Source organism: Vreelandella salicampi, assembly GCF_013415105.1.
Classification (GTDB): Bacteria; Pseudomonadota; Gammaproteobacteria; order Pseudomonadales; family Halomonadaceae; genus Vreelandella; species Vreelandella salicampi.
In genome coordinates this window covers 72,649-88,997 of sequence record NZ_JACCDF010000016.1, presented here as the reverse complement: position 1 = coordinate 88,997, position 16,349 = coordinate 72,649, and the positions used below count along the sequence as shown (strand labels likewise).

21 protein-coding genes and 1 pseudogene are annotated in these 16,349 nt (G+C 50.4%); 19 read left to right on the top strand and 3 right to left on the bottom strand.

Annotated elements, in window-relative coordinates; all coding sequences use genetic code 11:
* Window positions 1-236 precede the first annotated feature (236 nt).
* The 4 genes from HZS81_RS15895 to rho all read left to right on the top strand — a co-directional run bounded on the left by HZS81_RS15895 (window position 237) and on the right by rho (window position 4,996).
* Entirely contained in the window at window positions 237-554 is a 318-nt protein-coding gene (locus tag HZS81_RS15895; RefSeq protein WP_179931494.1) for a hypothetical protein, read from the top strand.
* Window positions 555-641: 87 nt separating this feature from the next.
* Window positions 642-1,676: an RES family NAD+ phosphorylase gene (locus tag HZS81_RS15890; protein WP_179931493.1), complete on the top strand. Its 1,035-nt coding sequence runs from the start codon at window positions 642-644 to the stop codon at window positions 1,674-1,676.
* A 77-nt stretch (window positions 1,677-1,753) separates the two neighbouring features.
* Window positions 1,754-3,328, top strand: coding sequence for a transposase (locus tag HZS81_RS15885; RefSeq protein ID WP_179931492.1), 1,575 nt, complete (start codon window positions 1,754-1,756; stop codon window positions 3,326-3,328).
* A gap of 711 nt (window positions 3,329-4,039) precedes the next feature.
* Entirely contained in the window at window positions 4,040-4,996 is a 957-nt protein-coding gene (gene rho / locus HZS81_RS15880; RefSeq protein WP_179931500.1) for a transcription termination factor Rho, read from the top strand.
* A 56-nt stretch (window positions 4,997-5,052) separates the two neighbouring features.
* Here rho and HZS81_RS15875 read toward each other — a convergent pair whose 3' ends face one another.
* Window positions 5,053-6,249 (bottom strand): DEAD/DEAH box helicase, encoded by a 1,197-nt coding sequence (locus HZS81_RS15875; protein ID WP_179931491.1) that lies wholly within the window; start codon window positions 6,247-6,249, stop codon window positions 5,053-5,055.
* A gap of 220 nt (window positions 6,250-6,469) precedes the next feature.
* Between HZS81_RS15875 and HZS81_RS15870 the strand changes: the two genes are divergently transcribed.
* Both HZS81_RS15870 and HZS81_RS15865 read left to right on the top strand, forming a co-directional pair.
* Complete coding sequence (locus HZS81_RS15870; RefSeq protein ID WP_169331552.1) at window positions 6,470-6,607, top strand: hypothetical protein; 138 nt, start codon at window positions 6,470-6,472, stop codon at window positions 6,605-6,607.
* Between the two features lie 107 nt (window positions 6,608-6,714).
* Window positions 6,715-7,122 (top strand): hypothetical protein, encoded by a 408-nt coding sequence (locus tag HZS81_RS15865; protein WP_179931499.1) that lies wholly within the window; start codon window positions 6,715-6,717, stop codon window positions 7,120-7,122.
* Between the two features lie 23 nt (window positions 7,123-7,145).
* Here HZS81_RS15865 and soxR read toward each other — a convergent pair whose 3' ends face one another.
* On the bottom strand, window positions 7,146-7,628 hold the full coding sequence (soxR, locus tag HZS81_RS15860; RefSeq protein ID WP_179931490.1) for a redox-sensitive transcriptional activator SoxR: 483 nt from the start codon (window positions 7,626-7,628) through the stop codon (window positions 7,146-7,148).
* Window positions 7,629-7,732: 104 nt separating this feature from the next.
* Between soxR and HZS81_RS15855 the strand changes: the two genes are divergently transcribed.
* The 13 genes and pseudogenes from HZS81_RS15855 (at window position 7,733) to HZS81_RS15795 (ending at window position 15,704) form a co-directional block, all read left to right on the top strand.
* Window positions 7,733-8,170, top strand: a complete 438-nt coding sequence (locus HZS81_RS15855; RefSeq protein WP_179931489.1) for a VOC family protein — start codon at window positions 7,733-7,735, stop codon at window positions 8,168-8,170.
* Between the two features lie 61 nt (window positions 8,171-8,231).
* Window positions 8,232-8,315, top strand: a pseudogene (locus HZS81_RS15850) (cob(I)yrinic acid a,c-diamide adenosyltransferase); the annotation flags it as partial.
* 256 nt (window positions 8,316-8,571) lie between these two features.
* Window positions 8,572-8,694, top strand: coding sequence for a type II toxin-antitoxin system CcdA family antitoxin (locus HZS81_RS15845; protein ID WP_179931488.1), 123 nt, complete (start codon window positions 8,572-8,574; stop codon window positions 8,692-8,694).
* Window positions 8,694-9,008, top strand: a complete 315-nt coding sequence (locus HZS81_RS15840) for a CcdB family protein (RefSeq protein WP_179931487.1) — start codon at window positions 8,694-8,696, stop codon at window positions 9,006-9,008. Before HZS81_RS15845 ends, HZS81_RS15840 begins: the two co-directional genes overlap by 1 nt.
* A gap of 147 nt (window positions 9,009-9,155) precedes the next feature.
* Window positions 9,156-10,187 carry an Acg family FMN-binding oxidoreductase gene (locus HZS81_RS15835; protein ID WP_179931486.1) on the top strand — a complete coding sequence of 344 codons (1,032 nt, stop codon included), beginning with the start codon at window positions 9,156-9,158 and terminating at the stop codon, window positions 10,185-10,187.
* A 765-nt stretch (window positions 10,188-10,952) separates the two neighbouring features.
* The gene (locus tag HZS81_RS15830; RefSeq protein ID WP_179931485.1) at window positions 10,953-11,714 is read left to right on the top strand and encodes a DUF6470 family protein; all 762 of its coding nucleotides are present in this window, start codon (window positions 10,953-10,955) and stop codon (window positions 11,712-11,714) included.
* Window positions 11,715-12,070: 356 nt separating this feature from the next.
* Window positions 12,071-12,673 carry a hypothetical protein gene (locus HZS81_RS15825; protein ID WP_179931484.1) on the top strand — a complete coding sequence of 201 codons (603 nt, stop codon included), beginning with the start codon at window positions 12,071-12,073 and terminating at the stop codon, window positions 12,671-12,673.
* On the top strand, window positions 12,670-13,098 hold the full coding sequence (locus HZS81_RS15820) for a phage holin family protein (protein ID WP_179931483.1): 429 nt from the start codon (window positions 12,670-12,672) through the stop codon (window positions 13,096-13,098). Before HZS81_RS15825 ends, HZS81_RS15820 begins: the two co-directional genes overlap by 4 nt.
* A complete protein-coding gene (locus HZS81_RS15815; RefSeq protein WP_179931482.1) occupies window positions 13,095-13,535 on the top strand; it encodes a DUF3618 domain-containing protein in 441 nt (146 codons plus the stop codon). Before HZS81_RS15820 ends, HZS81_RS15815 begins: the two co-directional genes overlap by 4 nt.
* Entirely contained in the window at window positions 13,507-13,761 is a 255-nt protein-coding gene (locus HZS81_RS15810) for a hypothetical protein (RefSeq protein WP_179931481.1), read from the top strand. Before HZS81_RS15815 ends, HZS81_RS15810 begins: the two co-directional genes overlap by 29 nt.
* Window positions 13,762-14,224: 463 nt before the next feature.
* A complete protein-coding gene (locus HZS81_RS15805) occupies window positions 14,225-14,668 on the top strand; it encodes a tetratricopeptide repeat protein (protein WP_179931480.1) in 444 nt (147 codons plus the stop codon).
* On the top strand, window positions 14,658-15,143 hold the full coding sequence (locus HZS81_RS15800) for a YehS family protein (RefSeq protein WP_179931479.1): 486 nt from the start codon (window positions 14,658-14,660) through the stop codon (window positions 15,141-15,143). Before HZS81_RS15805 ends, HZS81_RS15800 begins: the two co-directional genes overlap by 11 nt.
* A gap of 135 nt (window positions 15,144-15,278) precedes the next feature.
* Window positions 15,279-15,704 carry a lysozyme inhibitor LprI family protein gene (locus tag HZS81_RS15795; protein WP_179931478.1) on the top strand — a complete coding sequence of 142 codons (426 nt, stop codon included), beginning with the start codon at window positions 15,279-15,281 and terminating at the stop codon, window positions 15,702-15,704.
* Between the two features lie 36 nt (window positions 15,705-15,740).
* On the opposite strand, the gene HZS81_RS15790 is transcribed toward HZS81_RS15795, so the two are convergent.
* Window positions 15,741-16,343, bottom strand: coding sequence for a YqaA family protein (locus HZS81_RS15790; protein WP_179931477.1), 603 nt, complete (start codon window positions 16,341-16,343; stop codon window positions 15,741-15,743).
* Window positions 16,344-16,349 lie beyond the last annotated feature (6 nt).

The following is a 16,349-nucleotide window of genomic DNA, read 5'->3' as shown; positions in this document are numbered from 1 at the left end:
CCAAGAGACCGATATACGGTGGGTAGCGACCCTGTCCGTCGAAAATGGCCGTCTAGGGGATCAAAAAATTCACAATAGCGGGGATAGGGAAAGTCTCGGCTTCAAGTTCACGGATTCAGGATTCTCTAAACAGTCGAGGTCATGAGATCGTATCATCGGAAACGCTATCGGATTTCAAGCGAACACTTGAGCTTCATGATTCATGTTTTGGGTTGGGTAAGTTTTGCGTTGTTATCTTGAAAGCATCGCAGTTTATCGAACGCTGCAAATCTGCAATAGAAAAGCTCAATTTCCACGGCAATCTTGGATTGGTTGACTATTTCAATGAACATGAGTTTCATGGAAACATGCCAGAGGGGGATAAGCTAGGCTACCAAAAACGGAGTTTGTTTTCTCATCAGCGCGAGTATAGGGTAAAGATTGATACCAATCGTCCTGAGCCAAGTCCGTATATCTTGGAAGTAGGTGACTTAAGCGATATCGCGGTAATAACCACGCCAAAAGAGTTCAACGCTCAGTTGGAATTGAAGCTACCGGATGGCAGCCATGCATAACAAAGCGCTGCTACGGAAAATTTACTCGCTGGCGCTCCTAAATTTCCGCAGAGTGCGGCGTTAGGTGCCCATAAGGCTGAGAGAATCATGCTAACTTCAGAAGAACGATCAGCTCTTGAAGAAGAAGACCTATATTGGTTTGAGGAGCTGTTCTATCGAGATCTAGAAAGTTGGTTTTCTAGCGACATCGCTTGCTGTGATAACTGTTATGATGAATTTCTAGAAAGTTGGCCGCACGCATACGCTGCGGATGATGCAGCTTTTCAACGAAGTGGAATTGATCTGAGCTGCTTTTATTCAGGCTCTAGGCTGCAGGAGGTATATACAGAGGAAGAGTTTTTCAGATTCCTTAGGCTTATCGAATGTCCACGTTGTGGAGAAGAGATAAAATACAACATCTGGCCCTACAACTTTCCTTTTGATGTGGTTGAGGGGTTTGAAGAATATCTCATTGAGATATCAAACTTATCCCAGAAAACACCATTTCTTATACTCAAGCATAGCTTTGCTAAAGAAATATACAGCACGCTAGAAAGCTTGTCTGAAAGTTCGGAGCCAATAGCTCTTTCAAATAGTTTGTATAGGGCTAGAGCATCTGCATCTATGAAATCATATGAGATATCAGAATTCGATTTTCCGCCAGACCAAGTGGTCTCAGAGGGTAGGTATAACCATGCTGGAATTCCAGTTTTATATTTAGGTAGTACTCCAGAAACTTGCTTTTATGAAATGCGAGAGGTTGCCTGTTATATTGCAGAGGTAAAAATTAACAAGGTCATAAAGGTTCTTGACTTGGTGGACTCGTATGATGCACACGAAGAGCATCACGATCTCTTGAATACATTGGTTTACTCAGCGCTAATGAGCGCTAAACAGGATGACACCGGGTGGTATAGACCAAAGTATGTTTTTTCTCGCTTCATTTCTGACTGTGCAAAATCTGTTGGATTCGATGCAATAAGATATCCATCTACTAGAGTAGGTAGTGAAAGTTATAATCTTGTGATACTTAGCCAAAGCTTTTCATTAAAGCATAGTTCGACTTTGGGAAAAATTTTTGAGTACGACTTGGGGACACCTAACAAGTCAGAGCATTCGGGCGTAGACGCCGCCGGTGTTTGAAGCGTTGAGGCTGTAGAAAAACCCTTTTCATGGCTCGGTTTGGTAGGATCGGGAAAAATAGACGAGGAGTGGTCAGCATGCCGCGCTTCAAGCCTTATAACCATGACCAGAACGCCATGGTGGTGATCAACTACCAAGATCAACTCCAACCCGGCACCTTCGAGCACACAGTGCATTATCTGATCGAGCATAAACTCGACTTGTCGGTTTTCCATCCTAAGTATCGCAACGACGCGACAGGTCGGTTGGCCTACGATCCGGCCATTCTGTTGAAGATCATCCTGTTTGCCTACTCTAAAGGCATCACCTCCAGTCGCGAGATGCAGTGGTGCTGCGAGACCAATATTATTTTCAAAGCCCTTTCCGGCGATACTGTGTCCTACTTCACCACGCTGGCGAGCTTCGTCAGCCGCCATGCCGATGAGATTGAAGCACTGTTTGAACAAGTGCTGCTGGTCTGCCACGAACAGGGCTTGCTGGGCAACGAACTCTTTGCCATTGACGGCTGTAAGATGTCCTCCGATGCCTCTAAGGAGTGGTCGGGTACGTTCAAAGAGTTGGGCGAGAAGCGGGAGAAACTGAGAGGCCTGATTCGGCATCACCTACTAGAGCACTACGCGCGTGATGAAGCCGAAATGGAAGCCGACTTGGATCGGGATATCCGCCGGGCCAAGACGATTCTCTTGTTAGATGCCGCCATGAACAAAGTGGATCGATTCCTAAAGACGCACAGCCCAAGGATGGGCCGGGGGAAGCGAATCAAGGAAGTGAAGAGTAACCTCACTGATAACGAAAGTGCCAAGATGACCACCAGTAAAGGCACGATTCAGGGCTATAACGGTGTGGCCAAGGTGGATAAGAAACATCAGATCATCATTGATGCTCAGGCCTTTGGCGAAGGCCAAGAACACCACACATTGCAGCCAGTATTGGAAACCGTTGAAGCGCGCTTTAAGAAGCTGGGGATGGCGGAGAACATCTACCAGAAAGGCACCGTCGTGACCGCGGATACCGGCTTCGCTAACGAAGCCAATATAAAATACCTGCACGAACGTCAGATCAATGGCTACATCCCCGATAACCAGTTCCGCAGTCGAGATCCGAAGTTCGCCGACCAGAAAGACAAATACGGCAAGCGCCACCAGAACCTACCGGACAAAGGCTGGCGAGAGACGACACCAGCCAGCGCGTTCCAGTTTGATCCTGTAAAGCTAACGTGTATCTACCCAACCGGCGAAAAATTGACCTATCGAGGGCAACGCGACACCGACAATGGCAAGATCCGGGTACACTTCGAAGGGCGTTTGCTGCAATGTCGGCATTGCCCAAAGAAATACCGATGCATGCAGAACCCGAGCTCTGCCGACCATCGCAACGGTGCTGGCCGCCAAGTGTCTTTTATTATTGAGAACAATCTCTTACCGAATTACACCGACTGGATGAAGCACCGCGTCGATAGTCCCAGGGGCAAAGAAATCTACAGTCATCGCATGTCAGTCGTGGAGCCCGTCTTCGGCAACATTGGCACAACGAAAAGGCTGAGCCGCTTCAGCCTGCGGTGCAAGAAGAAGGTGCAAGGTCAATGGAAGCTCTACTGTATGGTGCACAATATTGAGAAGTTAGCGAATTATGGTCATTTGGCCGCGTCATGAGGGTCTTGGAGCGGGGTATGTTGCTTTGTGAGCGCAAAACACCGTCTTCAACTAGCTTTATCTGGGCGCTCAAGTGGCTGAATGCCAATATTAGGATGACTCAGCAAGATGACTGGCTGAGCCAAAAATTAGGACGACAGGCGATAGACGCGGCTCGAAATCGGGTTTTTCTACAGCCTCGTTAGCACCTCAGTACCGAGGAAACTCAAATTGGTAAATCTAAGATTTGCCCAAAATGTAGTAATCCTATTCAGTTATATATAAGCTTCAAATTGGGAGCAATACTATTTATTCCGGCTGTAGTCAGCGCTCTTGTGCTTAATCCTCTTTTCTTAAATGCAGGATTGAGTGGTTCTTTAGCTATTGGATTAGTGTGCGGTTTAATGGTTCTTTTTTGCATGCGGCTTAAGGTGCCAAAGGTTAAAGAAAATGCATAACGAGTCAATGTTGCCGGATAGTTCCTCTGCCGCTTCGCAGCTCCAGAACTGCCGCAAATTTCAGAGTTAGCAGGGACTTACGATGCCATATGATCTGCCGAACTGCCAGAGCTGTCCTTACTTTGACCAGGTTTTTCTTCCGAGTGAAATTAGAACTCTCGTTCACAGCCACCAGTAGAGCTTGAAAGGCATCGTATCTGCAAGACCAGTATCTTTTTTAAAGCGCTCCAGCTATTCTATAAGTTCAGGTTATTCAAGGCGATCCAACAATATTATGACGAGAAAAACACTAGGCTTAAAGGTGAAAAGGCAGATAGATGCCAAGCCCGCCGACGAGGTTGAAGATCAATTCCCTAATGATCCAGAAAAACGTTTTTTAAATGGCGTCGCTATTCATCCTTCCCCACGCATTGTTTTAGAGCCTGGTTCTAAGCAGCGTACTGTGCGAGCGATGGATTTGATTACGCCCATTGGGATGGGGCAACGTGGGTTGATAGTGGCGCCGCCGGGCTCTGGCAAAACGACGATGTTAAAACATATCTGTCAGGCTGTGGCAGAAGCTCATCCTGACATAAAGCTGTATGCCTTGCTTATTGATGAGCGCCCTGAAGAAGTGACAGATTTTAAACGCAGTGTGTCGGCAGATGTACATGCATCGTCTTCAGACGAAACCTACACACACCATGTGCGTATGGCCGATAAGCTTCTTGAGACGGCGCGTAAGCAAGCAGGCGACGGTCATAATGTGATGATTGTGATCGATTCTCTTACCAGACTCTCGCGCGTTCATAATGCCGAGCAGCGAGGCAATGGTCGCACTATGTCGGGTGGGCTGGATTCTCGCGCGATGGAAATACCACGAAAACTGTTTGGCGCCGCGAGAAAGATCGAAAACGGCGGATCGCTCACTATTCTGGCCACCGTGCTGGTGGATACCGGAAGTCGAATGGATCAGGTGATTTTCGAGGAGTTCAAGGGCACGGGCAATATGGAGCTCGTGTTATCCCGGGAAGTGGCCAATCAACGGATTTTCCCGGCGATAGATATTGCCAAAAGCAGTACCCGGCGAGAAGAGCTGTTGATTGATGCAAAGGATATTGAAAAAGTAAGGACATTGCGCAGAGCCTTGACAACGCTTAAGCCAGTAGAAGGCGCGCAGAAGTTACTTGAGTTATTGGATAAATATCCCACTAATGCCGAGCTGTTAGATGCGTTTTTGCCAGATTCGTGAAATATCTACAATAAGGAAGCTCACCTTTTTCAAGAGGTGAGCTTCTTTGGTAAGTATTAACGATTACTTTGTTTTTTATAGTTTAAGTTTGATTCAGGTACTGCTTTTCGAACCGGAAAGCCTGCAACCTCTTTGCGCTCAATAATGCTTTTTAACCGTCTTTCAATGGCACAAAGATTTTTAAAGTCACTCATGTCGACTAAAGAGATGGCTTCCCCTGAGGCGCCCGCGCGGCCGGTTCGGCCAATGCGGTGGATGTACTCTTCTGGCTTAAAGGGTAAATCATAATTCACCACACGGCTCAGTTCGCCAATATCCAACCCCCGAGCGGCGACGCCGGTGGCCACCAGGTACTTCAGTTCGCCGGTTTTGAACTGAGCCAGAATCTTTTCGCGCATCGCTTGGCTTCTATCGCCATGAATGGAATCCGCTGTGATGCCGCGTTTTTCCAGTTGAGCAACAAGCTTGGCTGCATTGTGTTTTTTCTCGGTAAAAATAAGCGCCTGATCCCACTTTTGCTCGTTAATCAAGTGGCTCAACAAGGCGGATTTCGTGTCTTTATCGACGGTAATTAGCCATTGTTGGACATTAGCGGCGGCGCGGATGTTGGGAGAAATGGATATTTCAGCCGCAAGATCGGTCATCTTGCTATCTGAAAAATCGTAGGCGAGGGCGCGAACGTCGTCGGTCATGGTGGCCGAAAACAGTAGGTTCTGACGGTCTTCAGGTAGGCGCTCTATGATTTTATGGATATCGTCGACAAAACCCATGTCGACCATTCTGTCCGCTTCGTCCAATACCATGACTTTAAGTTCATCAAAGTGCAGTGCACGCTGATGTGCCAAATCAAGCAATCTGCCCGGCGTGGCGACCAGAATATCCACTCCTTTGATCAGGCGTTCTTTTTGAGCTTCGGTATCCACACCGCCATACATAGCCATAGAGGTTAAGTGTGTGTGTTTAGCGTATTGAGCCACATTGGCTTCGACCTGAACCGCTAGCTCACGGGTCGGCACGAGAATCAGCGCACGTATCCGCTTGCCACGTAACGTGCCCGCGTTACTGAATCGCTCTAGCAGAGGAAGAACAAAGGCAGCGGTTTTACCTGTGCCTGTTTGTGCGGTGGCGATTAAGTCGTTGCCCGAGAGAATGGCAGGAATCGCTTGTTCCTGGATGGGCGTTGGGGTGTTGTAACCTAGTTCGGTAATCGCTTGAACAAGATGAGTGGATAATCCTAGTTTTGCAAATGGCATAAGGCGCCCTGACAGATCGTCGTAAGGTGTGTCGAAAAATGAAAAATGATGCAGTATAGCGTAAAAGCAGCCGTTCGTTGCTCGAGTAGTGCAATTCGTTTCATAGTGCTGAATTGCGACTTCTGTGATGAAATTAAAGGCATTCATTAAATAAATGGTAAGTGATGCTTTATAGTACGCTGATCATGGTCAGATTTAGCTTTAAAATTGGAGAGATAACATGGGCGATATAGGATTCATTTTTGGAATTATGGGAATGTCGATGGGCATCTTGGGGTTTGTTTTTGGCATCATTTCATTTTCTAAAGTTGTTAAGCTAGAGAAGAAATTGGCGAAAGTGGAGTCTCAGGGTAATTGAAGTTAGGTCGTGAGTGAGCGAAATGAAAATGCAATTAAATTCACTCATTTAAGTCGCTGCACGCTTGTTCCTCGCACCGTTTATGGCAAACGTTAATCAATATGCAAATGAACCCCGTCATTCAAGAAGAAATATCCGGCTGTGGCATCGCATCATGCGCTGCTCTTGCGGGCATTACCTATGCGCAGGCGAAAGAGACAGCAAACGCCTTAGGTATCTATGCCGAAGACACAGCGCTTTGGTCAGACACCGAGTACGTCCGTAAACTCTTGCGTGCTCTGGGAATCACAGCTGCACCCACGGAGACACCATTCGATACCTGGGCGAGTCTTCCAGACAAGGCGCTGTTGGCGATCAAATGGCGCATGGAGCAGGGCAAACCTTTCTGGCATTGGGTGGTGTTTGTTAGAAGTGAGCAGGAGGCATTGGTGCTGGATTCCAAGAAAGCCTTGAAAACCAATGCCCGTCGCGACTTTGGGCGCATCAAGCCCAAGTGGTTCATTCGTGTAGATTAATGCTTGAGGGCTGCTAATAAGCGCTATGAGCTAGCGCTTGGTTCTTGCTGAGCTCTCGCTTTCTGCTCAGCCTGATCCAAAAGCACCGGCCCACTACCGATTTCTGCTAACTGGTCGTCCGGGTTATAGAGCGGGCAACTGGTCATGCTCAGGCAACCGCAGCCTATACAGCCAGCCAAGTTACTACGTAGCTTTTGCAGATAAGCAATCCTGCCATCCAGCATCTGCTGCCAGTTTTTTGAAAGCTGCTGCCAGTCTTCAACCGTCGGTGTGCGGTTATTGGGCAGTGATTCAAAAGCTTGTTTGATCTCCTCCAGGCTGACGCCGACTTTCTGCGCGGCTTTAATCACCGAAATCCGCCTTAGTACTTCCGGTTTATAGCGGCGCTGGTTGCCCGCATTGCGCCAGCTTTGGATCAGACCTTGTTGCTCGTAAAAGTGCAAAGTACTGACGTTAATGCCGCAGCGCTTTGCCACCTTGCCAACACTCCAAATTGCCTCTGCCATCTCACACTCCTGAATCTTTTTTGCCATTTTTCTCCAAAAACAGCTTTACCTCAAGTGAAGTTGAGGTTTTATTCTGCCATTTCACTTAACGCAAGGAGATACTTATGTACTTGGAACACGTGAATCTGGTCGTTGATGATATGGATGCCATGCTGGGCTTTTACCGTGCTGTATTCCCGCATTGGCGGGTACGCGATGAAGGCCATGGCGAGTGGTATGGCAAACCGCGTAAATGGGTGCACTTTGGTGACGACGAACATTACCTGGCGTTAAGCGATCACGGCGAAGGGCCGAACCGCGATTTGAAAGGCCACAGCGTTGGCTTGGCCCATTTTGCCTATGTGACCGATAACCTTGATGCCGTTGTTGCCAGGTTGAATAACGCGGGTTATGCCATTGCGAAACCAGGGGCTGTAGAGCCGTTTCGCAAAAATGTCTATTTTCTCGATCCGGCCGGGTTTGAAGTGGAGTTTGTCGAGTATCTGAGCGATATCCCGGCCGAGCGGAATTTAAACCGCGATGCGCAGGAGTCAGTAACGTAGAGAGGGGGGGCAATAAGGAGAACAGCCTGGCGTTGATGAGGTTCAAATAGAAATTATTTGCGCCGATATCGTCACCGAAATGAAAGCCGTCAAACACGCCTTCAAAGACCATGGCATCAAAGCCCAGAAGGGCATTGAGCTATAATGACAACTACCGATGCGTAGTTGAATGAGCGCAACGTAGTTGGGCTATCGCACCCATGGCCGTTGCTATGGCGCTTGTCGGAGCACAATTTGTTGCGCGATCAGCGGCTATCCTGCCACCGAAAATCATCGCCCACCAAATTCTGGTACCTTGCCCTATTTCGCCACGCTGACCAACTGCGTTAGCCGCCATACTGATGAGATTGAAGCGCCATTAGACAAGACCTAACGCTGCAGAGTTTTGATGTGCTGTAAATATGCACATATTATTGGTGCATAAACAGGAGAAGTTGCTTAAAGAAAATGCCAGAGCCCTGGCAAGCTCGAACGCATACGTTGAAGCTAACGGTTTGCCTCTCGCACGGCACCGTCAGTTCTGATGGCTCGTTTCGATATCTTCGAAAATGAGGGTGGGGCTGGCTATCTGTTGGATGTTCAGTCAGGCCTTCTCAGCGGCTTGAACACCCGAGTTGTCGTGCCACTGTTGCCCAAATCCTCTGCGCCGGCCCCTGCCCAGCGGCTGAATCCTGTATTTAGCATTGAGGGTCAGGAGCTAGTAATGGCCACTCAGTACATGGCAGCTGTACCCGAAGGTGAATTGCGTTCTGGCGTTGGTAGCCTTGCTGAGCAGCAAGATGAAATCTCTGCAGCGTTGGACATGCTGTTTTTGGGCTTTTGGTGTAAAAAATCATAATTCTCAGCGGCGTGCTACAGTTGCCAATGAGGCCAGTCTCAGCGACGCCTACTCCATTACGGTTTCGTCTCAATTCCAAAGCCGCGCGTGCTGGGCGGCTTCCGGCGACTAGAAAAGCTAATTGCGGTGGCTCGTAGAGGAGGCACAATGGCGTCGACTGATGATTACGATAAGGCAGCAAACGACATTCGTCGGCCTGGAACCTCGCAGGCAGACGGGGTGCTGGATACGCGAGAGCTGATTCGGCATGCCACACTCGCGGCCTCCAGTCATAACACCCAGCCTTGGAAATTTCGCATTCAGCAAGACTCGGTCACCATCCTGCCCGACTTCTCACGGCGTTGCCCGGTGGTCGACCCAGATGACAGCCACCTCTTCAAGAGCTTGGGCTGCGCCGCTGAAAATCTCGTTCATGCAGCGAAAGCGCAAAGCTTCTCGGCTGATGTCCGATTTGATCCCGACGAAGACGGGGTCGTTATTCTTCTGCACCGTGACGCCTCAGCTCATCCAACGGATCTTTATCGAGCCATTCCCCAACGCCAGTGCGTAAAGACGGCTTATGACGGCAAGTCACTTGAGGCGTGGGAGCTTGACGTGTTGGAGAAAGCGGGTGAACGGAAGGACGTCCGAGTAATTATGTTGTTGTCAGCGGCGCAGAAGGACGCGGTGATTGACTACGTTGCTCGAGGGAATATCGACCAACTGACTGACCGAGCTTTTCGAGATGAACTCGTTTCCTGGATTCGTTTTAATCCCAACGAAGCAATACGCACCGGCGATGGCCTGTCGGGGCGAGTCAGCGGTCAGCCAGCATTGCCGACCTGGTTGGCGAAATGGATCATCAAGCTGGTGCTCACCCCAAAAGGGCAAGCCGAGACCGATGCCACGAACATCAAAAGCTCAGCTGGCGTGGCGGTTTTCGTGTCACGGGAAGACGATAAGGCCGCGTGGGTTGAAGCCGGCCGCGCTTACGAGCGCTTCGCGTTGCAGGCGACCGCCCTTAATGTTCGAACCGCCTTTATCAATCAGCCTATCGAAGTGCGTTCGTTGCGATCAAACTTTGAACAGTGGCTGAACCTGAGCGGAGAAAATGCGCAGCTAATGGTGCGTTTTGGCCATGGCGGCACTGCGCCATTCAGCTTACGTCGCCCAATTGACGACGTTGTTCTGGAAGAATAACGCGCTACATTGGTGGGTACTGGCTATGCAAAGTGACGTCGAACACATCATTCCAGCGGAGGCACTGAGTGTGCGGAACACTCTAAACTGACCTTCCCAAGCATATTCAACCCAGCAACGGGCTTCGCAAAAATACCCAAGCCAGTGCGGCGATCTTCAGACCAATCGAAACCGCCAATGGCTTCTCACCCTACGACTGCTTGCAGCCTGTCTTCGAGACGCTACCCATGCTCAATGATGATGAGCTTAACCCGCTGCTGCTCTGGCAATGGAAAGAGACGTTACCGATCTAGTTGAAGCCTGCCTAGATAGGATTAGCGGATTGCTTACTCCTTCTTACACCATCGACGATTTTTGCCTCCCCCGAAACTAGTAATAACTTGGCGAGCGGGGCATAGCAGGTGCTGGTGTGCATTCCGTCATATCAGCTATTGCGAATTATTATTTATAAATAATTGAATTATAAGAAATCTTAAACGAATGTTCGATGAAACATGCCCCCATGTTCGCTAGTGCACAGAAAGCGTTTTACTCACTGACTAAGCTGAATAAGAGATCGGCAAGGGAAGTGCCAAAAGAACATTTTTTTGTGCTGCTTGGAGCACATCGTACGGCGTTCCGTTTTGGAGATGCATGATCGCCAGCCATAAACAGATATTTTCCTGAGGCTGCAAGTCGTCACTTTAACGCTATGTCAGCCCCGAACAGGAGCCCTCTAACATGAATATTGCAAACCAAAATAAACGAATTGAGAAGGAAAATCGAATGAAAAGGACAGCAATTGCCATCGCAGTTGGCGCTCTGAGCTTCGGCCTTACCCAGGGTCTTCATGCCCAGGACGAGGAGTCTCAGGCGAATGAACAGAAACAGACGAACCCGGAGGGCACCCAGGGAAACGAACAAGGCCAGGGAGCCAAGGTTCGCATCGAGGGGGAGCCCGCTGACGTTGATATCGAACAGGAGCCGGCTGAGATCCAAGTTGAGCAAAAGTCGCCGAATGTGACCGTCGAGCAACAGCCGCCGGAAGTGACCATTGAGCAGCCGGATCCCAACGTTACCGTCGAACAGGCAGAGCCTAACATCACGGTCGAAGAGCCGGGCGAGGTCGACGTTGAGATTGAGAGCGCTGAAAACGTCGATGCTGAAATGCGTGATACGGATGAACAGAATCAAGATGAGGCGTCACAAGACCAAGCCTCAAAGGGTAATGCCTTCATTGACAGGGAGGTCAGAGAGATCGAAGGCTATACCGTCTACAGTCAGGAAGACGATGAAGAGATTGGTGACATCGAGCGCGTTGTTCGAAACACCCAGAGCAATGATATCTACGTCGTGATTACTGAAGGTGGCTTCTTCGGATTCGGCGAAGACGAGATGGGTTACAAAGTGGATGATCTAGAGCTTCGCAACGATGATGAGCTTGTGGTTCGTTCGAGCGACGATGGAGAGTCCGGCGACTATGGCAGTGATCAGTTCGAAAATATAGATACTAACCAGACCCTTCGTGAGGCTATGCAGAGCAACTAAACATTGTCCCTATATGCGTGAGCCATGGCACGAATATCCATGGTATTTGCAGCGCGGCTTAGGCCGCGCTTTTTTTGCGCCAGGCATGGCGCACAGCGCCTGACAGGAAACTGCGCTCAAGGAGGTGGTGGGTCTGGTAGCGCACAGACTCCACTCCTGAAACTTGAAAAACTCAGGTTGCAAGCACGTTGATAGGAATTTGCGAGCCACGGATAACTCCATGAGCCATCGCGCGTTGCAACCTCTTACGAGTATCTCCGCGCTTGGCGTGCTTCTTGCGGCACCTTATGTACCGGTGCGAATCTGAAATGCATCAACAGCAAGCATTCGACTGACTGAATGCCGAGGAGTGTGTAATGACGCCATCCAACCTGGATCCCAATCGCCCCAACGCGGACAGTAAGCCTGACGACACCAGTAGCGGATCGCCGAAACAGCAAGCTGATGAAGCCGCTCGCGATGTGAAACGCGACGTGGGCGCCGAAGCGCGCGAGAAGGCAGAAGCTGGACAGCAACAGTTCGCGAATGAGGCAGATAATTTGTCAGAGGCCATCGATGCAGCCGCATCCAAGCTTGATGACAAAGACCGCGAAGGCCTAGCCCGCTATGCACGCGAGTTGAGCAGCAACCTCGCGACTGCCGCCCAACAGCTTGAAGACCGCAGCGTGGATGAGCTGGCCAGCGATGCCAAGCGTCTGGCCCGGGATAATCCTGCGCTGTACATGCTCGGCAGCATTGCCGTTGGCTTTGGCTTGTCGCGATTCTTCAAGGCAAGCACCGAGCATGACCATGAGGGAAACAACGCAAGCCCGACTGATACTGACCGGAAAGATGACAGTGTCCGAAATGACGATGTCTCTAGCGGCGAGCCTATCCAGCGCCGGGAACGGGTCGACATGACGAACACGTATACGAACTCGACTGCCCCGGGCAGCGATAACGTGGGAGAGACGCTATGAAACAGGAAAACGGAACTGCACCGTCGCCAGCGGCGAGCGATGAAAACGGTGCTGACTCGATTGCCGACCTGATTCGTAACCTCTCAACGGACTTATCAACGTTGTTCGGCAAAGAAATCGAGCTGGCGAAATCTGAAATCGGCGAATCTATCTCGGAGGCGAAAGCCGCCGTCGGTGCGATTGCGGCGGGCGCTGCTGTTGCCATGGCTGGGCTCGTTGTCCTGCTCATGAGCGCGGTGTACGGGCTCAGCAACGTATTAGCCCCATGGCTCTCAGCGCTGATCGTCGGCGTAGCAGCGCTGCTGGTCGGCTACCTGATGATCGGTTCGGCCAAGAAAAAAATGAGCGCGAACGCGATGGTGCCGGATCGCACGCTGGATTCCACGAAGAAAGACACAGAGACCGTCAAGAGGGCAGCACGATGAACAATACTACCGATACCCGCAGTGACGACGATCAAAATGACGAGACGAAAAGTCCGGAACAGCTGGAGCGCGAAGTCGACCAAGCACGCGCGCGCCTCGGCGAGAGCGCAAGCGAGCTGTCTGATCGGTTTTCGCCCGGCGAACTCATCGACCAGGCGCTTGGCATGGCCCGGGAGCATGGCGGAGAGTTTGGTCGCAACCTGGGCGCCCAAGTAAAAAACAACCCGATGCCGATGACTTACCAGCGTTGGCATCTCGTGGTTGATGATGTCGTCCGACAGCAATGGTGCGGCGCATGCTCAACAACCGCAGAATACCAGCACTGGCAAGGACGAGCACAAGCTCAAGGATGCCTTTGGCAATGCCACCGCGAAATCACAAGACAAGGCCGCCGCAGCGGGCGATCGCATGCACAGTGCAACCTCGCACGTGAATGAGTCGGCACAGAACGCTCGGGAAAGCCTGTCGCAGTTCTATCGAGACCAACCGCTGATTGCGGGGAGTCTCGGTATCGCCATCGGTGCCGCACTGGGTGCGCTGGTACCGCCGACTGAGATAGAGGACGACATGCTTGGCGAAAAGAGAGATCGCAGCGTCGAAGCTGCTAAGTCTAAAGCGGCAAGGAAATATAGCGAGCTTCGCGAGTCAGATGGGTCGGAATAAACCGCTCCCCGAATAGCGGCGTCGCTGCGAGCGCTGAACCTCATTCTAGGGTGAATGGCGTGCTTGCCAGAGTTCGCCGCTGTCCGAAGCTCTGTAGCGTATTTTTTGCTTGGCTCGCCGATGTGCAGCAGGATTACGCGTTTATACACCGTCGGCTTGAGCTGCTTGAAGGCTCTCTCTTCTTAAGGGCTCTCTCAACGAGAGCGTTTAGCATATTTCTCTGGCACTTCCTAAACGGATCCTTCCAAACACGTTGAGCCCAGCAAACCCACCCTGATAAGCAACACCAACACCTCGTTAACAAAAGCGTCAAAATGATCGCCCGTGGGGGTATGCCCAGAGGGTATAATAACGCGGCCATGGCGGTGCTACTGTGTTAAAAGCGGTTATTCTATGAGTGCTGCTTTTTAAACAGGTTTGTTTTTTTTGTTATTATTTTATGATAGGTGAAAGGTGGTTGTTCATGATTAACACCAAAATATATAAGGCGGTTTACGAATTAGCTGAAAAGCTAATGAAAGCCGCTGCGAAAGATGATAGAGAAACATTCGATGCGCTTTATGCCGAATTGAAGGCGATTTGCACGGATAATGAGAACACCGATAAAGATCACCCAGAACAGTGGGAAACCCTGGCGGACTTTACCGAAGAGTTAGATGAAGCGCTGGCTCTCTACGAAAAAGCTCTGGATAAAGCCATTGACATGGAATCGAAAGACCATATGGCATCTATTGGTTTTTCCATGGCGACGTTTCAAGTGGAACTGGGCCAAACGGACGATGCGATCAAAAGCCTTCAACAGGCAAAAGTTAGCGCCCAAGGCATTGAAGATAACGACCTGAAAGCAGAAATTGATGAGCTGCTCAAGAAACTAACTACCGGCCAGGAACCCCATTTTGACCAATAACGATATTTTTCGCCGTATCCGTTACACCTTTGATTTAAAAGATAACACCATCGTGGATATCTTCGCCCTGGCGGAGGTCAGCGTGACCCAGCCGCAGGTGACGGCCTGGCTGAAGAAGGATGACGATGACGCCTTTGTCACCATGAAGAACAAAGAACTGGCGGCGTTTTTGAACGGGTTTATCAGCTTCAAGCGTGGCAAGCGGGAAGGCCCCCAGCCGGCGCCGGAAACGCAGTTGAACAACAACATGGTGTTCCAGAAGCTGCGCATCGCGCTGAACATGAAAGCGGACGATATTTTGGACGTGTTTGAGCGGGTGGGGCTACCGTTGAGTCATCACGAACTCAGCGCCTTTTTCCGTAAGCCCAGCCATAAAAATTACCGAGAGTGTAAAGACCAAATATTGCGGAATTTTTTGCTCGGCCTTCAACGCCAATTACGACCTAGCCCCGATGATGTAGGTTCAGAATTCTGAATTCATAACATCGCACCACCATTTGGTCACGCCTCTTGTGGGCGCTCTTCCTGACGATGTCCAGCGCACCTGCTATGTTAAATAACATATTTTCTACAATATTATATTTCACGTCTATGCGCAGAGTTAGTGTTCATGAACTATGTTGCCGGTTTGTTTCTTGCCTTCAGCGCGCTGTCAGCGTATGCCTCGGATAGTGCACCCAACTGCGAAAATGCCATGACGACGGCGGATATCAATCAGTGTGCATTGATTGAGCTAGAAGCCGCCGAAGCGGAAATGCACCGCTATCTTGACGCGGCGCTAAACGATCATGAAACCGATGCGGCCCTGGTGGAGTCGATTCAGCAGGCGCAAGAAGCCTGGGAAGGCTACCGCCAAGCCCACTGTGATGCGGTGTATACGCAGTGGCGCGATGGCACCATACGGGGCGTTATGTCGTTGTCGTGTAAAACACAGCTTACCCAGGCGCGTACGCATACGATATGGGAAACCTTTTTAACCCCTATGGATGTAATGACTGGGGAACCCCCGTCGTTACTGCCAAAGCCAAATCGTTAAGTGTCATTTGTCTGTCCGCACGCTTTTCAGGCTTCCTTACATCACCCATCCAGCTAATGCCTGCATGCCCAAGGCGATTAGCAACACGACGACACCGCCTATCAGGCTGGTTAGCAGCGCGTGGCGCTTCCATAGCACAATGACGCGGTTGCCGAAGCGGTGTACCAGCCAAGCAAGACCGAAATAGCGAAGCCCTCGTGCCATGAGCGCCGCCAGGGCAAACATCAACACGGGATAGCCTGAAAGGCCAGCGGTGATCATCGCGATCTGGAAAGGAATCGGCAAAATTCCCAGCGTTAAAATGGCCACAAAACCGTACTGGTTAAAGAAGCGCTGAAAGGACGCGTAGGCATCCTGCATTCCCATCGAGTCGATAAACCAGGTGCCTATCGACTGGAAGAGCACCATCCCCACGCCGTAACCAATCAGTGAAGCCGCCAGGCAGCCAAGCGTAGTGGCGGCGGCCATGGCCCACAAACGCTGCCGATTAACTGCCATCAGTGGGATCAGTACCAGCTCAATGGGGATCGGCAGAATAATGGTTTCCAGAAAAGATAGACCGGCCAGCAGCCAAAGCATGTGCTGGGAGCCATTGATACGAACGAACCAAGCTTTGGTTTTCGCTGTCGAAAAAGCCATGAGGAG

What these genes read in the sequence shown, in the direction of transcription:
- HZS81_RS15820 (WP_179931483.1), top strand. Translation starts at nt 12,670, where the DNA reads ATGAAACAGGAAAACGGAACTGCACCGTCGCCAGCGGCGAGCGATGAA.
- HZS81_RS15845 (WP_179931488.1), top strand. Translation starts at nt 8,572, where the DNA reads ATGCACATATTATTGGTGCATAAACAGGAGAAGTTGCTTAAAGAAAAT.
- rho (WP_179931500.1), top strand. Translation starts at nt 4,040, where the DNA reads ATGACGAGAAAAACACTAGGCTTAAAGGTGAAAAGGCAGATAGATGCC.
- HZS81_RS15830 (WP_179931485.1), top strand. Translation starts at nt 10,953, where the DNA reads ATGAAAAGGACAGCAATTGCCATCGCAGTTGGCGCTCTGAGCTTCGGC.
- HZS81_RS15835 (WP_179931486.1), top strand. Translation starts at nt 9,156, where the DNA reads ATGGCGTCGACTGATGATTACGATAAGGCAGCAAACGACATTCGTCGG.
- HZS81_RS15810 (WP_179931481.1), top strand. Translation starts at nt 13,507, where the DNA reads ATGCACAGTGCAACCTCGCACGTGAATGAGTCGGCACAGAACGCTCGG.
- HZS81_RS15815 (WP_179931482.1), top strand. Translation starts at nt 13,095, where the DNA reads ATGAACAATACTACCGATACCCGCAGTGACGACGATCAAAATGACGAG.
- HZS81_RS15825 (WP_179931484.1), top strand. Translation starts at nt 12,071, where the DNA reads ATGACGCCATCCAACCTGGATCCCAATCGCCCCAACGCGGACAGTAAG.
- HZS81_RS15865 (WP_179931499.1), top strand. Translation starts at nt 6,715, where the DNA reads ATGAACCCCGTCATTCAAGAAGAAATATCCGGCTGTGGCATCGCATCA.
- HZS81_RS15805 (WP_179931480.1), top strand. Translation starts at nt 14,225, where the DNA reads ATGATTAACACCAAAATATATAAGGCGGTTTACGAATTAGCTGAAAAG.
- HZS81_RS15790 (WP_179931477.1), bottom strand. Translation starts at nt 16,343, where the DNA reads ATGGCTTTTTCGACAGCGAAAACCAAAGCTTGGTTCGTTCGTATCAAT.
- HZS81_RS15875 (WP_179931491.1), bottom strand. Translation starts at nt 6,249, where the DNA reads ATGCCATTTGCAAAACTAGGATTATCCACTCATCTTGTTCAAGCGATT.
- HZS81_RS15890 (WP_179931493.1), top strand. Translation starts at nt 642, where the DNA reads ATGCTAACTTCAGAAGAACGATCAGCTCTTGAAGAAGAAGACCTATAT.
- soxR (WP_179931490.1), bottom strand. Translation starts at nt 7,628, where the DNA reads ATGGCAGAGGCAATTTGGAGTGTTGGCAAGGTGGCAAAGCGCTGCGGC.
- HZS81_RS15840 (WP_179931487.1), top strand. Translation starts at nt 8,694, where the DNA reads ATGGCTCGTTTCGATATCTTCGAAAATGAGGGTGGGGCTGGCTATCTG.
- HZS81_RS15795 (WP_179931478.1), top strand. Translation starts at nt 15,279, where the DNA reads ATGAACTATGTTGCCGGTTTGTTTCTTGCCTTCAGCGCGCTGTCAGCG.
- HZS81_RS15870 (WP_169331552.1), top strand. Translation starts at nt 6,470, where the DNA reads ATGGGCGATATAGGATTCATTTTTGGAATTATGGGAATGTCGATGGGC.
- HZS81_RS15885 (WP_179931492.1), top strand. Translation starts at nt 1,754, where the DNA reads ATGCCGCGCTTCAAGCCTTATAACCATGACCAGAACGCCATGGTGGTG.
- HZS81_RS15855 (WP_179931489.1), top strand. Translation starts at nt 7,733, where the DNA reads ATGTACTTGGAACACGTGAATCTGGTCGTTGATGATATGGATGCCATG.